This is a genomic window from Streptomyces sp. NPDC056948 (assembly GCF_042674225.1).
GTDB classification, from domain to species: domain Bacteria; phylum Actinomycetota; class Actinomycetes; order Streptomycetales; family Streptomycetaceae; genus Streptomyces; species Streptomyces purpurascens.
Genome location: NZ_JBHUQX010000224.1, coordinates 1 through 15,321, shown reverse-complemented (window position 1 = coordinate 15,321; position 15,321 = coordinate 1). Strand labels below are relative to the sequence as shown.

The following is a 15,321-nucleotide window of genomic DNA, read 5'->3' as shown; positions in this document are numbered from 1 at the left end:
GCGGGGGCCGTTCGTTCCCGACCCGCCGTTCGTCACCAACTCGCCGCAGACGCAAGGAAACGGCTGAACCGTCCGATCTTCACCCAGCGTGACATCCACGGTGTCCGCGCATGTCACGTGCCTGGTACCGTCCCGGCCAACGGCCGACTTCTCACCTGGTCCGCCCGTACGTTTCGCTGGAAGGTTGGAGCATGACGGACGACGTCGCAGCAGCACGGGCCGCTGCCGAGGAGAAGTCGGCGTTCTCCCACGAGCCCGTCGGCCCCGACGCCACCGCCGCCTACGGCGACCACCCCGACCAGGTGATCGACTTCTACGCCCCGCGCGGGGAGGCCGGCCCGGGCGGGCCCGCCCCGGTCGTCCTCGTGCTGCACGGCGGTGCCTGGCGGGCGCCGTACGACCGGCGTCACATCAGCCCCTTCGCGGACTTCCTCGCCCGTCGCGGATTGGCCGTGGCCAGTGCCGAGTACCGGTGCGGTGGCGGCGACGACTCCCTCGCGGGCCGCTGGCCCGACACCTTCGACGACGTGGCCGCCGCCATGGACGCCCTCCCGGCGCTGGTACGGGAACTGCTGCCGCAGGCCGATCCGCGCCGTACGGTCCTCACCGGCCACTCGGCGGGCGGGCACCTCGCCCTGTGGGGTGCCGCCCGGCACGTCCTGCCGGCCGGCTCGCCCTGGCGCTCCGGCGGCTTGGCGGCCCTGCGGGGCGTGGTCGCCCTCGCGCCGATCGCGGACTTCGCGGTCGCCGACAAGCTGGACGTGTGCGGGGGCGCCGTACGCCAACTCCTGGGCGGGGACGAGCACTTCGCCGAGCGGCAGCCGTACGCGGACCCGGCGCTGCTGCTGCCCACCGGCATCGCCACCACCCTCGTCCAGGGCCGCGCGGACCTCGATGTGCCGCAGATGGTCGCCGAGTCGTACGCGGAGGCGGCGGCGAAGGCCGGGGAGATGGTGGGGGTGACGCTGCTGGAGGACGTGGGGCACTTCCCGCTCATCGACCCGGCGGCGGACGCGTGTGCCGTGGTGGCCGAGGAGATCGAGCAGTTGGCCTGGTGAAGGGCCTTCCGGCCGGGTGGGTGGCTCTCCCGGTGTACCCGTAGGTGTAGTCCCCCGGTCATACCCGTAGTACCTGAGAGCCACTCCGCAGGTGAGTTCCCCGGTGGGACGCGGACGACGCGTCCGGCTCCGTAACTTCCCCTCCATGCCGACCCGATGGCCGGGTGTGCTGGAGGGGGACGACCATGGGGTTCGCATCGGGGTACCGCCGTAGTGACGGAGGCCGGCGCCGCGTCGGCCGATGGCGTCGTGCCGCGCTCGCCGCTCTCGTCACGGGGGCGGTGGTTCTCCCTCTTTCCGGGGCGGTGCGGCCGGAGATCCCCGCTCCCGCACCCGCCTCTCTCGCTCCGCTCAGCGCGTCGACGCTGGACGAGGCGTACGCGGCCAACCGCGCCAACGCCGCCGAAGCGGCCCGCATGGCCGCCGGCCATCACGACCGGGGGCGTGCCGCGACGGACCGTTCCCTGGCCGCCCCGGCCCGGCATCTTCTCGCCTTCGACGGCCGCGGCTCCGGCCGGGTGACGGAGGTCCTGGGCGACCTCGGCCGGGCCGACCGGATAGCCGTTCTGGTCCCCGGCTCCGACACGGGCCTCGACACCTACGGCCGGTTCCACGCGGCCGCCGCCGCGCTGTACGGGCAGCTCGTCCGGCAGGCCCCGGCGGGCACGCGCACCGCGGTGGTGGCCTGGCTGGGCTACGAGACGCCGGGCACGGTCAGCCCGACGGTCACGACGACCGGCAGGGCGGAGCAGGCGGCCCCGCGGCTGCGCGCCCTGGTCTCCGACCTGCGCGCCATAGCGGGCGACGGACCGCGCGTCTCGCTGCTGTGCCATTCGTACGGCTCGGTGGTCTGCGGGCGGGCCGCCGCCGGGCTCGCCGTCGACGACCTCGTGCTCGTCGGCAGCCCCGGCACCGGCGCGGACTCCGCCGCCGCCCTGCACACCCGCGCCCGCGTCTGGGCGGCCCGCGGCGGCGACGACTGGGTGGCGAACGTCCCGCACCTCAGCGCGGAACTGTTCGGCACCACCGTCGGCTTCGGCACCGACCCCGTCTCCCCGGCCTTCGGCGCCCGGGTCTTCGCGGCCGGCGACGGCGGCCACAGCGACTACTTCAGGCCCGGCTCGGCCTCCCTGACCAACCTGACCCGGATCGTCCTGGGCGAGACCAAGGCGGTGACGCATGACTGACATCGGCGTACGAAGGCTCCGGCACGCGGTGCTCCGAGGAGCCGACCGCATCGGTACGGCCACCCCGGCCGACCGGGACCGGGCCGTGGACGCCCTGCGCGCCGCCGCGGTGCTCGGCGTCGTCCTCGGCCACTGGCTGGTCACCGCCCTGGTCTCCGACGGCCACGCCCTGCGCACGGCGAGCCCGCTCAAGGACATGCCCTGGCTGACGCCCGTCTCCTGGATGTTCCAGACACTCGCCGTGTTCTTCCTGGTCGGCGGCCATGTCGCCACCCGCGGCTATGTCTCGGCCCGCGCCCGGGGCGTCCCGTACCACCGCTGGCTGACGGGCCGTCTGACCCGGTTGTTCAAGCCGGTCGTGGCCGTCCTCGGCCTGTGGACGATCGCCGCGCTCGCGCTGCTGCTGTCGGGCACCGAGTTCGGGACGGTCCGCACGCTGGTGAAGCTGGCCCTGTCCCCCTTGTGGTTCCTCGTGGTGTTCGCCGCGCTGACGGCGGCGACCCCGTTGCTGACCCGGCTCAACCCGTTGTGGCCGCTGGCCGTCGTACTGCACGTGGACCTTGTGCGGTTCGGCCTGGGCGGCCCCTCCTGGCTGGGCTGGGTGAACGTGGCGGCGGGCTGGATGGTGCCCTACACCCTGGGCGCGGCCTGGACCCGGGGCGAGCTGGAGGGCCGCCGCGCGGGCTGGGTCCTGCTCGGCTGCGGTGCGGCGGCGACCGCCGCGCTCGTGGCCTTCGCCGGCTACCCGGCGTCGATGGTCGGCGTCCCGGGCGAGGGCATGTCCAACCTGGACCCGCCGACGCTGGCCGTCGTCACCTTCGGCCTGGCCCAGTGCGGTCTCGCCCTGCTGCTGCGCGAGCGGCTGCGGCACGCGATGCGCCGGCCCGTGGCCTGGGCGGCGGTGGCGCTCGTCAACCTCTCCGCGATGACCATCTTCCTGTGGCACCAGACGGCCCTGATGGCCACGACGGCCACCGGCCTCCTCGCGGGCCGGCTCCCTGGGCTGCACACGCGGCCCGACGGGCTCGACTGGGTCGGGGCCCGGCTCCTGTGGCTTCCCGTGTTCGTCCTGGCCCTCGCGGTCTGCTGGGCCGCCTTCCGGTGCGGCGAGCAGGGCGCGCGGGGTGGCCGACGGGGCCGCCGGTCGCGGGTGGTGCGGGCGCACCAGCCGTCCGGTCGAGGGACAGCGGCGAAGGCCCGCCATGTCTAGGCTGGGCCGCGTGACGGACACGGGGGCGGGCCGCGCGCTGCGAGCGCGCGTCAGGGGCTGGCTGCGGGCGCTGCGCGAGGACCTGTGGACGGTCCGGGCCGACCCGCTGCCGCCCTCCACCTGGCTGCGCTGGCTGCCGCACGGCCTGGTGTGCCTGGCCGCGTTCGGCGCCCTGGTCGGGGCCATGGGCGACATGGTGGACAACGGCCAGCTGAACCCCGGGGCGGCGTTCCTGGTCGCGGGCGGGCAGGCCGGTGCCATGATCCTCGGGATGTGGCGGCCGGTCCCGGGGTGGTGGCTGTCCACGGTGAGCTGGGTGCTGGGCGCCGCCCTGCTGCACGGCCGGCTGGGCTCCGATGCCGAGACCTACACCTGGCCCTGGACGGCGGCCGGGATCATCTCCCATCTGTTCGTGCTGCTGCTGCTCGCGCTGCGCGTGCGCACCCGCGCGGCGGTGGAGGCGCTGGTCGTGACGGTGGTGCTCACCTCCGTCCTCCAGGGCTGGTGGTCGGCCGGTGTGAACTACGACGCCACCGGCGCGATCGCGATCCCGCTGTCCGCCGTCGTCGTGGTCGTCGGCACCGCCCTGCGCGGCCGCCGCGAGGCCCGTGCGGAACTCGTCGAGCAGACCACGCTCACCGCCGAGGAGCGCACCCGGCGCACCCTGCTGGAGGAGCGCAGTCGTATCGCGCGGGAGCTGCACGACGTGGTGGCGCACCACATGTCGGTCATCTCCATCCAGGCGCAGGTCGCCCCGCATCTCGTCGAGAACCCGCCCGACGAGCTCAAGGAGAACCTCGCGGGCATCCGGCAGAACGCGGTGGAGGCGCTGACCGAGCTGCGCCGGGTGCTGGGCGTGCTGCGCTCGGAGCACCCCGGGCCGGGGGAGGCGCCCCTCGGCCCGGGCGGGGACGCCGCGGCCCACGCACCGCAGCCCACCCTCGACCGGCTCGACGCGCTGGTGGAGAACACCCGGGCCGCCGGCCGCGAGGTCACCACCGAGATCAACGGCGAGCGGCGTCCGCTGCCGCCGGGCGTGGAGCTGTCGGCGTACCGGATCGTGCAGGAGGCCCTGAGCAACGTCCTGCGGCACGCGCCCGGCGCGAGCGCCAAGGTCCGTCTCACGTACCAGTCGGACGGCCTGGAGGTGGAGATAGTCAACTCCCGGCCGACCGGACCGGCGCCGCCGTCCACCGGCGCGGGGCACGGACTGCTCGGCATGCGGGAGCGGGTCGCCATGCTCGGCGGCACCATGACCGCGCACCCGTGGCACTGGGACGGCTTCAAGGTCACCGCGTTCCTCCCGGACTCCCCGCCCGCCGACCCGGCACCGGGCACCGACCAGATCACCTACCACTTCCCCGACCCCGAGGCAGGAACTCCATGACGAGCGGCAGCACGCGCCATCCCATCCGGGTACTCATCGTCGACGACCAGGCGATGGTCCGGCAGGGCTTCACCGTGCTGCTCGGCACCCAGCCCGACATAGAGGTCGTCGGCGAGGCCCGGGAGGGCCGGGAAGCCATCGCGAAGGCCGCCGAGACGACCCCGGACGTCGTCCTCATGGACATCCGCATGCCCGGGGTCGGCGGCATCGAGGCCACCGAGCTGATCACGGCCGCGCACCCGGACATCAGGGTGCTGGTGCTCACCACCTTCGACCTCGACGAGTACGTGTACGACGCGCTGCGCGCCGGGGCCTCCGGGTTCCTGCTGAAGGACGCGTCGTCGGAGCAGCTCGCCGAGGCGGTCCGGGTGGTGGCGGCCGGGGAGGCGCTGCTCGCCCCGGTCATCACCCGCAAGCTGATCGCCGAGTTCTCCCGGCTGGACGACCGGCCCCGGGCCCCGCTCAAGGAACGCATCGGCGCTCTGACCGAGCGGGAGACGGAGGTGCTCGCCCTGATCGCGCAGGGCCTGTCGAACGGGGAGATCGCCCGGCACCTCTTCGTCGCCGAGCAGACGGTGAAGACGCACGTGGGCCGGATCCTGGTGAAGCTGGGCCTCAGGGACCGGACGCAGGCGGCGGTGTTCGCGTACGAGTCGGGGCTGGTGCGTCCGTCGGGGTACTGAGGCACCGCCACCGGAATGCGCCGCCCCCGTAGTACCTGAGAGGGACCCCGGGGAACCCCTCTCACTGGGGACGACCGGGACCCGGGGGTGCGCATACCTTTCTGTACGTGACCGAGACGACTCACATGCAGACCATGCCGCCGGGGGACAGGGCCAAGCCGCGCAGCCCGGAGTACCGGGTGGCGGTGGACTCCCTGCGCGGGCTGCGGCAGGACCTGATCAATGACGCCTTCGCCTACCGGCCGCTGCCGGGCCGGCGCACGGACGGGCGCTTCGCCCGGCGGCTGCCCGGCCGCCTGCGGGAGTACGCGGCCTGGACGCGGCATGCCCTGATCGTCGCGGCGGCCCTGATCACCGTGGCTTTCGCCACCGTCGACTCCGGCGGACCCGCCGCGCTGATGGGTCTGTTCTGCGCGGTTCCGGTGCTGCTGACCATGGTGCGGCCGGTGGGGGCGTTCTGGGCGTCCATGGTCTCCACCCCGGTCGTGGCCGTGGTCGGCAGCCACTGGGGCGAATGGCCCTGGGCGGCCGGCAGCTTCGCCTGCCATCTGACCGTGCTGACGGTGGTGGCGATGCGCACCAGGCCGCGCACGGCCGGGTGGATGTGGGTGCTGACGGCGCTGTACGCCATCGTCGCGGACAGCGGCATCGGCCCGACCTCCATGTACGGCAGCAACTCCGGGCCCATGCTGATCCTCTCGGCCCTGATCCTGCTCTCCGTCACCGTCCGGCACATCCGCCGGGACGCCGTGCAGGAGGTCACCGCCCAGCAGACGGTCACGGCGCACGAGCGGTCCCGCCGCACCCTGCTGGAGGAGCGCACGACGATCGCCCGCGAGCTGCACGACGTCGTCGCCCACCACATGTCGGTGGTCGCCATCCAGGCGGAGGCCGCGCCCTACCGGGTGGAGAACCCACCGCCGGAGCTGGAGAAGGCCTTCGCCACGATCCGGGAGAACGCGGTGGCGGCCCTGACCGAACTGCGCCGCGTCCTGGGCGTCGTGCGCGCCGAGGACTACGAGGCCCCGGACGCCCCGCAGCCCACGCTCGCCGAGCTGGACGGGCTGCTGGCCAATGTGCGGGACGCCGGGCTGACCGTGGACAAGGTGGTGACCGGGGCGGTACGCGAACTGCCCCAGGGCGTGGAGCTGTCGGCGTACCGCATCGTGCAGGAGGCGCTGAGCAACACCCTGCGGCACGCGCCGGGCGCGACCGCCCGGGTCGAGATCGGCTATGTGCTCGGCGGCCTGGGTCTGCGCATAGTCAACGGCCCGCCGCCGAACCCCGGTCTGATCAAGCCCTCGCCCGGCGCCGGGCACGGCATCACGGGCATGCGGGAGCGGGTGTCGATGCTGAACGGCGAGATGACGGCGGGCCCGACGGACGACGATGGCTACGAGGTGGCGGTGTTCCTGCCGGTCGCACTGCCGGACGAGGGTGACGCATGACCATTCGCGTACTGATCGCGGACGACCAGATGATGGTGCGCGAGGGCTTCTCGGTCCTGCTGAACGCGATGCCGGAGATCGAGGTCGTCGGCGAGGCGGTGAACGGCCGGGAGGCTGTCGCGAAGGTCCGCGAGCTCTCCCCGGACGTCGTGCTGATGGACATCCGCATGCCCGAGCTGAACGGCATCGAGGCGACCCGCGAGATCGTCGCCGCCGACGGCGCGGCGAAGGTGCTGGTGCTCACCACCTTCGACCTCGACGAGTACGTGTACCAGGCGCTGCGCGCGGGAGCCTCCGGCTTCCTCCTCAAGGACGCCTCGGCCCGCCAGCTCGCCGACGGGGTGCGGATCGTGGCCGCCGGGGAGGCCCTCCTGGCCCCCTCGGTGACCAGGCGTCTGATCACCGAGTTCTCCAAGCTCTCCGAGACCCCGCGCCTCATGCCCTCCGCGCAGGCGGCGTACGGGGACCTCACCGAGCGGGAGACGGAGGTGCTGGTTCTGATCGCGCAGGGTCTGTCGAACGCGGAGATCGCCGAGCGGCTGGTGGTCGCCGAGTCGACGATCAAGACGCATGTCAGCCGGATCCTGGTGAAGCTGGGCCTCAGGGACCGCACCCAGGCGGCGGTGTTCGCGTACGAGGCGCGGCTGGTGACGCCGGGCTGACCGGGGGACGTCGCCCCGCAGGCCCTCGGGCCCCGGGGCGACAGACCGACATACCGGAACACCCCTGGTCGGAGACGGGGATCCGGGCTAGCGTCCGTCCATGGCAGCTGCTTTCGACCTCGCGTTCGACCCATGGGACCCGGCGTTCCTCGCCGACCCGTACCCCGCCTACGCCGAGCTGCGGGCCAAGGGCCGCGTGCACTACTTCGAGCCCACGAACCAGTGGCTCGTCCCGCACCACGCGGACGTCTCGGCCCTGCTGCGCGACCGGCGCCTCGGCCGGACGTACCAGCACCGCTTCACGCACGAGGAGTTCGGCCGCACCGCGCCGCCGCGGGAGCACGAGCCGTTCCACACGCTCAACGACCACGGGATGCTCGACCTGGAGCCGCCGGACCACACCCGGATCCGGCGCCTGGTGTCGAAGGCGTTCACGCCGCGCACGGTGGAGCGGCTGAAGCCGTATGTGCGGGGCCTGGCCGACGACCTGGTGTCGGCGCTGGCGGCGGCCGGCGGCGGGGACCTGCTCACGGACGTGGCAGAACCCCTCCCCGTCGCCGTGATCGCCGAGATGCTCGGCATCCCGGAGTCCGACCGGGCCCCGCTGCGCCCCTGGTCGGCGGACATCTGCGGGATGTACGAGCTGAACCCGTCCGAGGAGACGGCGGCGCAGGCGGTCAGGGCGTCGGTCGAGTTCTCCGACTACCTGCGCGAACTGATCGCGGCCCGCCGCAAGGAACCGGGCGACGACCTGATCTCGGGCCTCATCGAGGCGCACGACGAGGGCGACCGTCTCACCGAGCAGGAGATGATCTCGACGGCGGTCCTCCTCCTGAACGCCGGCCACGAGGCCACGGTGAACTCCACGGTCAACGGCTGGTACGCCCTGTTCCGCAACGAGGCCCAACTGGCGGCCCTGCGCGCCGACCACACCCTCGTCCCCTCCGCCGTCGAAGAACTGATGCGCTACGACACCCCGCTCCAGCTCTTCGAACGCTGGGTCCTGGACGACATCGAGATCGCCGGCACGACGATCCCGCGCGGCGCGGAGATCGCCCTGCTCTTCGGCTCCGCCAACCACGACCCGGCGGTCTTCTCCGACCCTGAACGCCTGGACCTGACCCGCGAGGAGAACCCGCACATCTCCTTCAGCGCGGGCATCCACTACTGCATCGGCGCGCCGCTGGCACGGATCGAGCTGGCGGCCTCCATGACGGCCCTCCTGGAGAAGGCCCCGGCGCTGCGCCTCGCCGAGGAGCCGCAGCTCAAGCCGAACTTCGTGATCCGGGGTCTTGAGGGGCTCAGCGTCGCGGTCTGAGACGCCGGAGCAGGGCCCAGGCCGTCAGGGCGGCGGCGACCCCGCCGAGGATCGCCAGCGGCAGTTCGGCGTAGAGCACGCTCCAGTCCGGGGCCGCCTCGAACCGCCGGAGCCGCTCCCGGACGCCCACGGCCCACACCGCGAGTCCCGCCCCCGCGCCGACGGCCGCGGTCAGACACCCGGCCGCGGCCTGCGTACGTTGTCCCATGCTCGGCATGGACGTACGCGGGCCGCTCGGCAGTTCCCGTCGCCGCTCAGGTCGTCATGTCCCGGCGCCGCAACCCCGCCAGGCCGCCGGCCACCAGCACCGCGGCCAGCCCCAGCAGGACCAGCACCGGCCCCCACTCCATCTCCCCGCCCGGCAGCTTGGGCAGATGGCCGAAGGGCGACAGGTCCAGCACCGCCTGGGGCACGTCCAGCGCGGGCCCGACCCAGCCGATCAGCAGCACCGCTCCGGCGACGCCCCAGGCCGCCGCTGCCGCCCGGGGCAGTACGCCGATCAGCAGGGCCGTGAGACCGCCGATCACCCAGATCGCCGGGAGCTGCACCAGGCACGCCCCCAGGATCGGGCCGATCTCCCTGCCGTAGCCGAGGGCGAAGCCCAGGCCGGCCAGCAGCATCAGGAGCGCCGCACCGCCGAAGGCGATCGCCAGATGTCCGACGGCCCACCGCACGCGCCCGACCGCGTTCGCCAGGACCGGTTCCGCCCGGCCCGACGTCTCCTCGCCGTGCAGCCGCAGCACCGACGCCACGATGTACAGGGCCGCGACCAGGCCGAGCATGCCGACCATCGAGGCCAGGAACGCGTCCGTCAGGCCGGACTGACCGCCCATCCGCTCGAAGATCCGCCGGGCGTTCTCGTTGTCGCCGACCAGGTCGGCCGCGCCCTCGGTCATACCGCCGTAGACGACCCCGGCGAGGAGGAAGCCGATGCTCCAGCCCAGCACACCGCCCCGCTGCAACCGCCAGGCGAGCGCGCCCGCGCTGCCCAGCCGGCCGGTGGCCGGTCCCGGCCGGGTCGGCAGGAAGCTCATGCCGATGTCCCGGCGGCCGGCCAGCCCGTAGGCCACCGCGCCCTGGACCAGGACCGCCCCGGCGATCAGCGCCGCCACCCACCAGCGTTCGTCCGCGTACGGCCGCAGGTTCTCCAGCCAGCCCAGCGGCGACAGCCACGTCAGTACCGACGAGCCGTCGTTCGTCGCCGAGTCGCCCGCCGCGCGCAGGACGAACGCGGCGCCCAGCACCGCCGCCGTCAGCCCACGGGCCAGCCGCGCGCTCTCCGTGAGCTGGGCGACGATCGCCGCCATCGTCGCGAAGACCATCCCGGCTCCGGCGATCCCCAGGCCCAGGGCCAGCGCCCCGGTCGCACCGTGTCCGGCCAGTCCGGCCGTCACCAGCAGTGCCAGTACCGCGTTCGCGACCGCCGCCGCCAGCAGGGCCGCCGTCAGGGAGGCCCGGCGCCCCACCATCCCGGACGCCACCAGTTCCTGACGGCCGCTCTCCTCCTCGTCCCGGGTGTGCCGTACGACGATCAGCAGGCTCATCACGGCGGCCAGGGCGCCCGCGTAGACGCCGACCCGCCAGGCCGTCAGGGCACCGACCGAGTCGTCGAAGACGGGGCCGATCATCGCGCGCAGCGAGGAGTTGGTGGCCATCTGCCGGATCAGGTCGGCGCGTTCGGCCGGGGTGCCGTACAGGCCCTCCAGTGTGTTCGGCATGGAGAGGACCATCAGGGCGTTGACCCCGATCCACACCGGGATCATCAGCCGGTCGCGGCGCAGCGCGAACCGCAGCAGCGTGCCCGTCCCGGCCAGTTGGCGTGAGCTGCCGGGCCGCACCGCGAAGGTCGTCATCGGGCCGCCGCCTCGTCCGCCTCGTTCTGGTAGTGCCGCAGGAAGAGCTCCTCCAGCGTCGGCGGCGTCGACGTCAGCGACCGCACACCCGACTCGCTCAGCGACCGCAGTACGCCGTTCAGCCGGTCGGTGTCGACCTGGAGCCGGACATGGCGCCCCCGCACCTCGAGGTCGTGGACGCCGGGCAGCTCCGCCAGTCCGTCGGGCGGGCCCGCGAGTTCGGCGAGGACGCTGGTGCGGGTCAGATGCCGCAGGTCGGCGAGCGACCCGGTCTCGACCGTACGGCCCTTGCGGATGATGCTCACCCGGTCGCACAGCTCCTCGACCTCGCTGAGGATGTGGGAGGAGAGCAGGATCGTGCGGCCCCGCTCGCGCTCCTCGGCGACGCACCGCTGGAAGACCTCCTCCATCAGCGGATCCAGGCCCGAGGTCGGCTCGTCCAGGATCAGCAGGTCGACGTCCGAGGCGAACGCGGCGACCAGGGCGACCTTCTGCCGGTTGCCCTTGGAGTACGTACGGCCCTTCTTGGTGGGGTCGAGCTCGAAGCGCTCGATCAGTTCCGCCCGGCGCCGGGGATCGAGCCCTCCGCGCAGCCGGCCGTAGAGGTCGATGACCTCGCCGCCGGAGAGGTTGCGCCACAGGGTGACGTCCCCCGGGACGTAGGCGATACGGCGGTGTGCCTCGACCGCGTCCGTCCACGGGTCGCGGCCGAGCACCTGGGCCGCGCCCGAGTCGGCGCGCAGCAGGCCGAGCAGGACGCGGATGGTGGTGGACTTTCCGGCGCCGTTGGGGCCGAGGAAGCCGTGGACCTCGCCGGAGGCGACCTCCAGATCCAGCCCGTCGAGTGCGTGCGTCCGTCCGAAGGACTTGTGCAGTCCGGAGACGGTGATGGCCTTCGTCATGCTTCAGAACGTACGCTTCTTTCAGAAATTTGTGAAGTTAAGGAACCGTATGAATCATGGATAGGATGAACCGCATGACGGAATCAGCCGGGAGCGGCCGGGACGCGGAGGCCGTGTCGAGGTTCGTGGAGTCCTTCGCGGCGCAGCTCGTCGAGGCCGGCATGCCGCGGATGCCCGCCCGGGTCTTCGCCGCGCTGCTCGCCTCCGACGAGGGCTCGCTGACCTCCGCCGAACTGGGAGACCAGCTGCGCATCAGCCCCGCTGCGGTGTCCGGGGCGGTGCGCTACCTGGCCCAGACGCACATGGTCTCGCGCGAACGGGAGCCCGGTTCGCGCCGGGAGCGCTACCGGGTACACGGCGACCAGTGGTACGAGGCCCTGACCAACCGCGAGGCCGTCCTCAAGCGCTGGGAAGGTGCCCTGCGCGAGGGTGTCACCAGCCTCGGCGCCACCACCCCGGCCGGCCGCCGCCTCTCCGAGACGCTCGCGTTCTTCGAGTTCCTGGAGGGCGAGGTCGAGGCGATGATGGAGCGCTGGCGGGTCCACCGGGACAAGACGTTCGGGTCGGAGTGACCGGCTGGCTACACTGAGTGGCGGGTGGTCCGCATCAAAGGGGAGGGCGCATCATGACACTCATGGCAGAGCGACCGGTGATGAGCGGCACCAGGCCCCACAGCGGCTTCGAGGAGCTCTTGCACCTCCTCGACGAGCTGAACGTGCCCGACGGCTTCAAGGCCGAGATCGTCAGGGGGAGCATCGTCGTGTCGCCGTGGTCGAAGGGGTACTACCGGCGCGTCATGCGTCTGGTGTGCAGCCAGCTGGAGCCGCATCTGCCCGAGCGGCACGTGATCGAGCGTTCGCCGTTTCTGTATGTCTTTCCAGGGCACGAGCGGGCCTTCGGGCCGGACATCCATGCGGCCCATGAACGCGTCTTCGAGACGGAGAGCAACCAGTTGGACGGCGAGAGCCTGTCCTTCGTAGCCGAGCTGACCTCCCCCTCCACCCGGACCGACGACCTCACCGACAAGGCCGAGGTCTACGGCAGGGCCGGGGTCCCCGTCTACCTGGTCCTCGACATGCAGGAGCAGCAGGCCATCGTCTACGGGTCCCCGTCGGTGAAGGGATACGAGCTCCGGCTCTCCAAGCCCTTCGGTGAGAAGCTCGACATCCCGGACCCGTTCGGCTGCACCCTCGACACCGCCGGATTCCAGACTCCCGAGAGCTGACTCACGACACCGCAGGCACCGTCAGCCCCCAAGCCCCTTCCCGCACCCTCCACGTCCGGGTCCGTACCGGGCCCGATACCGCCGTGTCCGCCCGGTAGCGGAAGTGGGCGCCCGAGACGGTCACCGTGCGGCCCTGTGCGAGCAGGGGAGAGGCTTCGGCGCCCACCGAGACCGGCCGGACCTCCACCGACGCGATCCCCGCGGGGCCCGGTGCCACCGACACCGCCTCGACCGGCTGGTTCAGATCGACGAGGGTCTCCCCGTCCACCTCGACCCGCAGCCGGGACGGCCCGGGCTCCGGCGAGACGGTGAGCCGGGACGGGCGGCCGGCCGGCACCAGGGTCCGTACCAGGGACTGGCAGGTCCGCAGCCACGGGTGGCCCGTCGCCGCCTCCGGATCCTCGTCCTGAGGCCCCTCGGCCGCCGGGAAGGGCGAGAGGGGCGGTATGCGCAACGCGCCGAGCACCACCCCGTCGCTGTCGTCGACCATCAGGTCCATCCGCCGCTCGACCCCGTCGAGCACCGCACGCGCCGCGGCCACCGTCCCCGTCGGCACCCCCAGCGAACGGGCGAGGGACATGGCCCCACCGACCGGCACCACCGACAGCGCGCATCCGGCCAGCTCCCGATGCCGGTGCAGCAGCGACACCGCGCGGATCAGGGCCCGGTCGTCGCCCACCACCACGGGGCGCCGCGAGCCCCGCCGGGCCAGCGCCCGGGCGAACTCCTCCGGTCCCTCCGGCAGGCACACCTTCGTGCCGGCACCCCCGCTGAGCACGTCTTTCGCGATCCGTACGGACTCGTTGTCCGTCCGGCGGGCGACCGGGTCGATGACCACCAGCAGCTGCTCGGACGTCGGAGAAGTCGCCACCTCGGCCATGCCTCGCTTCCTCGGGTAGCATCTTTGTGCAAGAGCCCCTTGCGCTATTGCGCCAGGGGCTTCGTCTATTCCGGGGCATCCGGTCCGACGGTTGGCGGCCAACGGTGGTCGCGGTGCACGCGGTGGTACACCGCCGCGTTCGCCCTCGACCATGGACATGCCCCGCCCGGAAGGGGTGTACGCGCGTGCCCGCACTTGTGCTGCTCGGTGCTCAGTGGGGTGACGAAGGCAAGGGAAAGGCCACCGACCTGCTCGGTGGATCTGTGGACTATGTAGTGCGCTACCAGGGCGGCAACAACGCCGGCCACACGGTGGTCGTGGGTGACCAGAAGTATGCACTGCACCTCCTCCCTTCCGGAATCCTGTCTCCCGGCTGCACGCCGGTCATCGGTAACGGTGTCGTCGTCGACCCGTCGGTCCTGCTCTCCGAGCTGAGCGGTCTGAACGAGCGTGGTGTCGACACCTCCAAGCTCCTCCTCAGCGGCAACGCGCACATCATCACGCCGTACAACGTCACGGTCGACAAGGTGACGGAGCGCTTCCTCGGAAAGCGCAAGATCGGCACAACCGGGCGCGGTATCGGCCCGACCTACGCGGACAAGATCAACCGTGTCGGTATCCGTGTGCAGGACCTGTACGACGAGTCGATCCTGACCCAGAAGGTCGAGGCGGCCCTCGACATCAAGAACCAGGTCCTCACCAAGCTCTACAACCGGCGCGCGATCGCCGTCGACCAGGTGGTCGAGGAGCTGCTGGCCTACGCCGAGAAGCTCCGCCCGTACGTCGCCGACACGGTCCTGGTCCTGAACCAGGCCCTGGAAGACGACAAGGTGGTTCTCTTCGAGGGCGGCCAGGGCACGCTCCTCGACATCGACCACGGCACGTACCCCTTCGTCACCTCCTCGAACCCGACCGCGGGCGGCGCCTGCACCGGCGCCGGCGTGGGCCCGACGAAGATCAGCCGGGTCATCGGCATCCTCAAGGCCTACACGACCCGTGTCGGCGCGGGCCCGTTCCCGACGGAGCTCTTCGACGAGGACGGCGAGGCGCTGCGCCGCATCGGTGGCGAGCGCGGTGTCACCACCGGCCGTGACCGGCGCTGCGGCTGGTTCGACGCGGTGATCGCCCGCTACGCGACCCGGGTGAACGGCCTGACGGACTTCTTCCTCACCAAGCTCGACGTCCTCACCGGCTGGGAGCAGATCCCGGTCTGCGTGGCGTACGAGATCGACGGCAAGCGCGTCGAGGAGCTCCCGTACTCCCAGACCGACTTCCACCACGCGAAGCCGGTCTACGAGATGCTGCCGGGCTGGAACGAGGACATCAGCAAGGCCAAGTCCTTCTCCGACCTGCCGAAGAACGCCCAGGCGTACGTCAAGGCACTGGAGGAGATGTCGGGCGCCCCGATCTCCGCGATCGGCGTGGGCCCGGGCCGGGACGAGACGATCGAGATCAACTCGTTCCTGTAGGACGCCTCCTGCCGCGGCCGGTGACCGAGGGTGTGACCC

General features: G+C 72.4%; 15 protein-coding genes. 11 read left to right on the top strand and 4 right to left on the bottom strand.

All coding sequences use genetic code 11. The features are described from left to right. Positions 1–191 precede the first annotated feature (191 nt). The 8 genes from ACFTZL_RS26550 (at position 192) to ACFTZL_RS26515 (ending at position 8,953) form a co-directional block, all read left to right on the top strand. Positions 192–1,058: an alpha/beta hydrolase gene (locus ACFTZL_RS26550; protein WP_382587608.1), complete on the top strand. Its 867-nt coding sequence runs from the start codon at positions 192–194 to the stop codon at positions 1,056–1,058. A 185-nt stretch (positions 1,059–1,243) separates the two neighbouring features. Next, positions 1,244–2,245, top strand: coding sequence for an alpha/beta hydrolase (locus tag ACFTZL_RS26545; protein WP_382587606.1), 1,002 nt, complete (start codon positions 1,244–1,246; stop codon positions 2,243–2,245). Then, positions 2,238–3,455: an acyltransferase gene (locus ACFTZL_RS26540; RefSeq protein WP_382587604.1), complete on the top strand. Its 1,218-nt coding sequence runs from the start codon at positions 2,238–2,240 to the stop codon at positions 3,453–3,455. Before ACFTZL_RS26545 ends, ACFTZL_RS26540 begins: the two co-directional genes overlap by 8 nt. Beyond that, entirely contained in the window at positions 3,448–4,842 is a 1,395-nt protein-coding gene (locus tag ACFTZL_RS26535) for a sensor histidine kinase (RefSeq protein ID WP_382587602.1), read from the top strand. Before ACFTZL_RS26540 ends, ACFTZL_RS26535 begins: the two co-directional genes overlap by 8 nt. Then, complete coding sequence (locus ACFTZL_RS26530) at positions 4,839–5,525, top strand: response regulator (protein WP_382587600.1); 687 nt, start codon at positions 4,839–4,841, stop codon at positions 5,523–5,525. Before ACFTZL_RS26535 ends, ACFTZL_RS26530 begins: the two co-directional genes overlap by 4 nt. Before the next feature lie 107 nt (positions 5,526–5,632). Beyond that, positions 5,633–6,973, top strand: coding sequence for a sensor histidine kinase (locus ACFTZL_RS26525; protein ID WP_382587598.1), 1,341 nt, complete (start codon positions 5,633–5,635; stop codon positions 6,971–6,973). Further along, on the top strand, positions 6,970–7,635 hold the full coding sequence (locus ACFTZL_RS26520; RefSeq protein ID WP_382587596.1) for a response regulator: 666 nt from the start codon (positions 6,970–6,972) through the stop codon (positions 7,633–7,635). The genes ACFTZL_RS26525 and ACFTZL_RS26520 overlap by 4 nt, the downstream gene beginning before the upstream one ends. Before the next feature lie 100 nt (positions 7,636–7,735). Then, positions 7,736–8,953 (top strand): cytochrome P450, encoded by a 1,218-nt coding sequence (locus ACFTZL_RS26515; protein ID WP_382587595.1) that lies wholly within the window; start codon positions 7,736–7,738, stop codon positions 8,951–8,953. Here the strand turns inward: ACFTZL_RS26515 and ACFTZL_RS26510 are convergent. The 3 genes from ACFTZL_RS26510 to ACFTZL_RS26500 are packed head-to-tail and all read right to left on the bottom strand — an operon-like array spanning position 8,937 to position 11,708. Next, positions 8,937–9,161: a hypothetical protein gene (locus tag ACFTZL_RS26510; protein ID WP_382587593.1), complete on the bottom strand. Its 225-nt coding sequence runs from the start codon at positions 9,159–9,161 to the stop codon at positions 8,937–8,939. The genes ACFTZL_RS26515 and ACFTZL_RS26510 overlap by 17 nt on opposite strands. A 46-nt stretch (positions 9,162–9,207) precedes the next feature. Continuing rightward, positions 9,208–10,806 (bottom strand): ABC transporter permease, encoded by a 1,599-nt coding sequence (locus ACFTZL_RS26505; protein WP_382587591.1) that lies wholly within the window; start codon positions 10,804–10,806, stop codon positions 9,208–9,210. Next, a complete protein-coding gene (locus tag ACFTZL_RS26500) occupies positions 10,803–11,708 on the bottom strand; it encodes an ATP-binding cassette domain-containing protein (RefSeq protein WP_382587589.1) in 906 nt (301 codons plus the stop codon). Before ACFTZL_RS26500 ends, ACFTZL_RS26505 begins: the two co-directional genes overlap by 4 nt. Positions 11,709–11,782: 74 nt before the next feature. Between ACFTZL_RS26500 and ACFTZL_RS26495 the strand changes: the two genes are divergently transcribed. Then, positions 11,783–12,280 carry a GbsR/MarR family transcriptional regulator gene (locus ACFTZL_RS26495; RefSeq protein ID WP_382587587.1) on the top strand — a complete coding sequence of 166 codons (498 nt, stop codon included), beginning with the start codon at positions 11,783–11,785 and terminating at the stop codon, positions 12,278–12,280. 53 nt (positions 12,281–12,333) lie between these two features. Continuing rightward, the gene (locus tag ACFTZL_RS26490; protein WP_382587586.1) at positions 12,334–12,933 is read left to right on the top strand and encodes a Uma2 family endonuclease; all 600 of its coding nucleotides are present in this window, start codon (positions 12,334–12,336) and stop codon (positions 12,931–12,933) included. A gap of 1 nt (position 12,934) precedes the next feature. Here ACFTZL_RS26490 and ACFTZL_RS26485 read toward each other — a convergent pair whose 3' ends face one another. Beyond that, positions 12,935–13,813 (bottom strand): diacylglycerol kinase family protein, encoded by an 879-nt coding sequence (locus tag ACFTZL_RS26485; protein ID WP_382587584.1) that lies wholly within the window; start codon positions 13,811–13,813, stop codon positions 12,935–12,937. Between the two features lie 185 nt (positions 13,814–13,998). On the opposite strand from ACFTZL_RS26485, the gene ACFTZL_RS26480 reads away from it, so the two are divergent. After that, positions 13,999–15,282: an adenylosuccinate synthase gene (locus ACFTZL_RS26480; RefSeq protein WP_382587582.1), complete on the top strand. Its 1,284-nt coding sequence runs from the start codon at positions 13,999–14,001 to the stop codon at positions 15,280–15,282. The last annotated feature ends 39 nt before the right edge of the window (positions 15,283–15,321 follow it).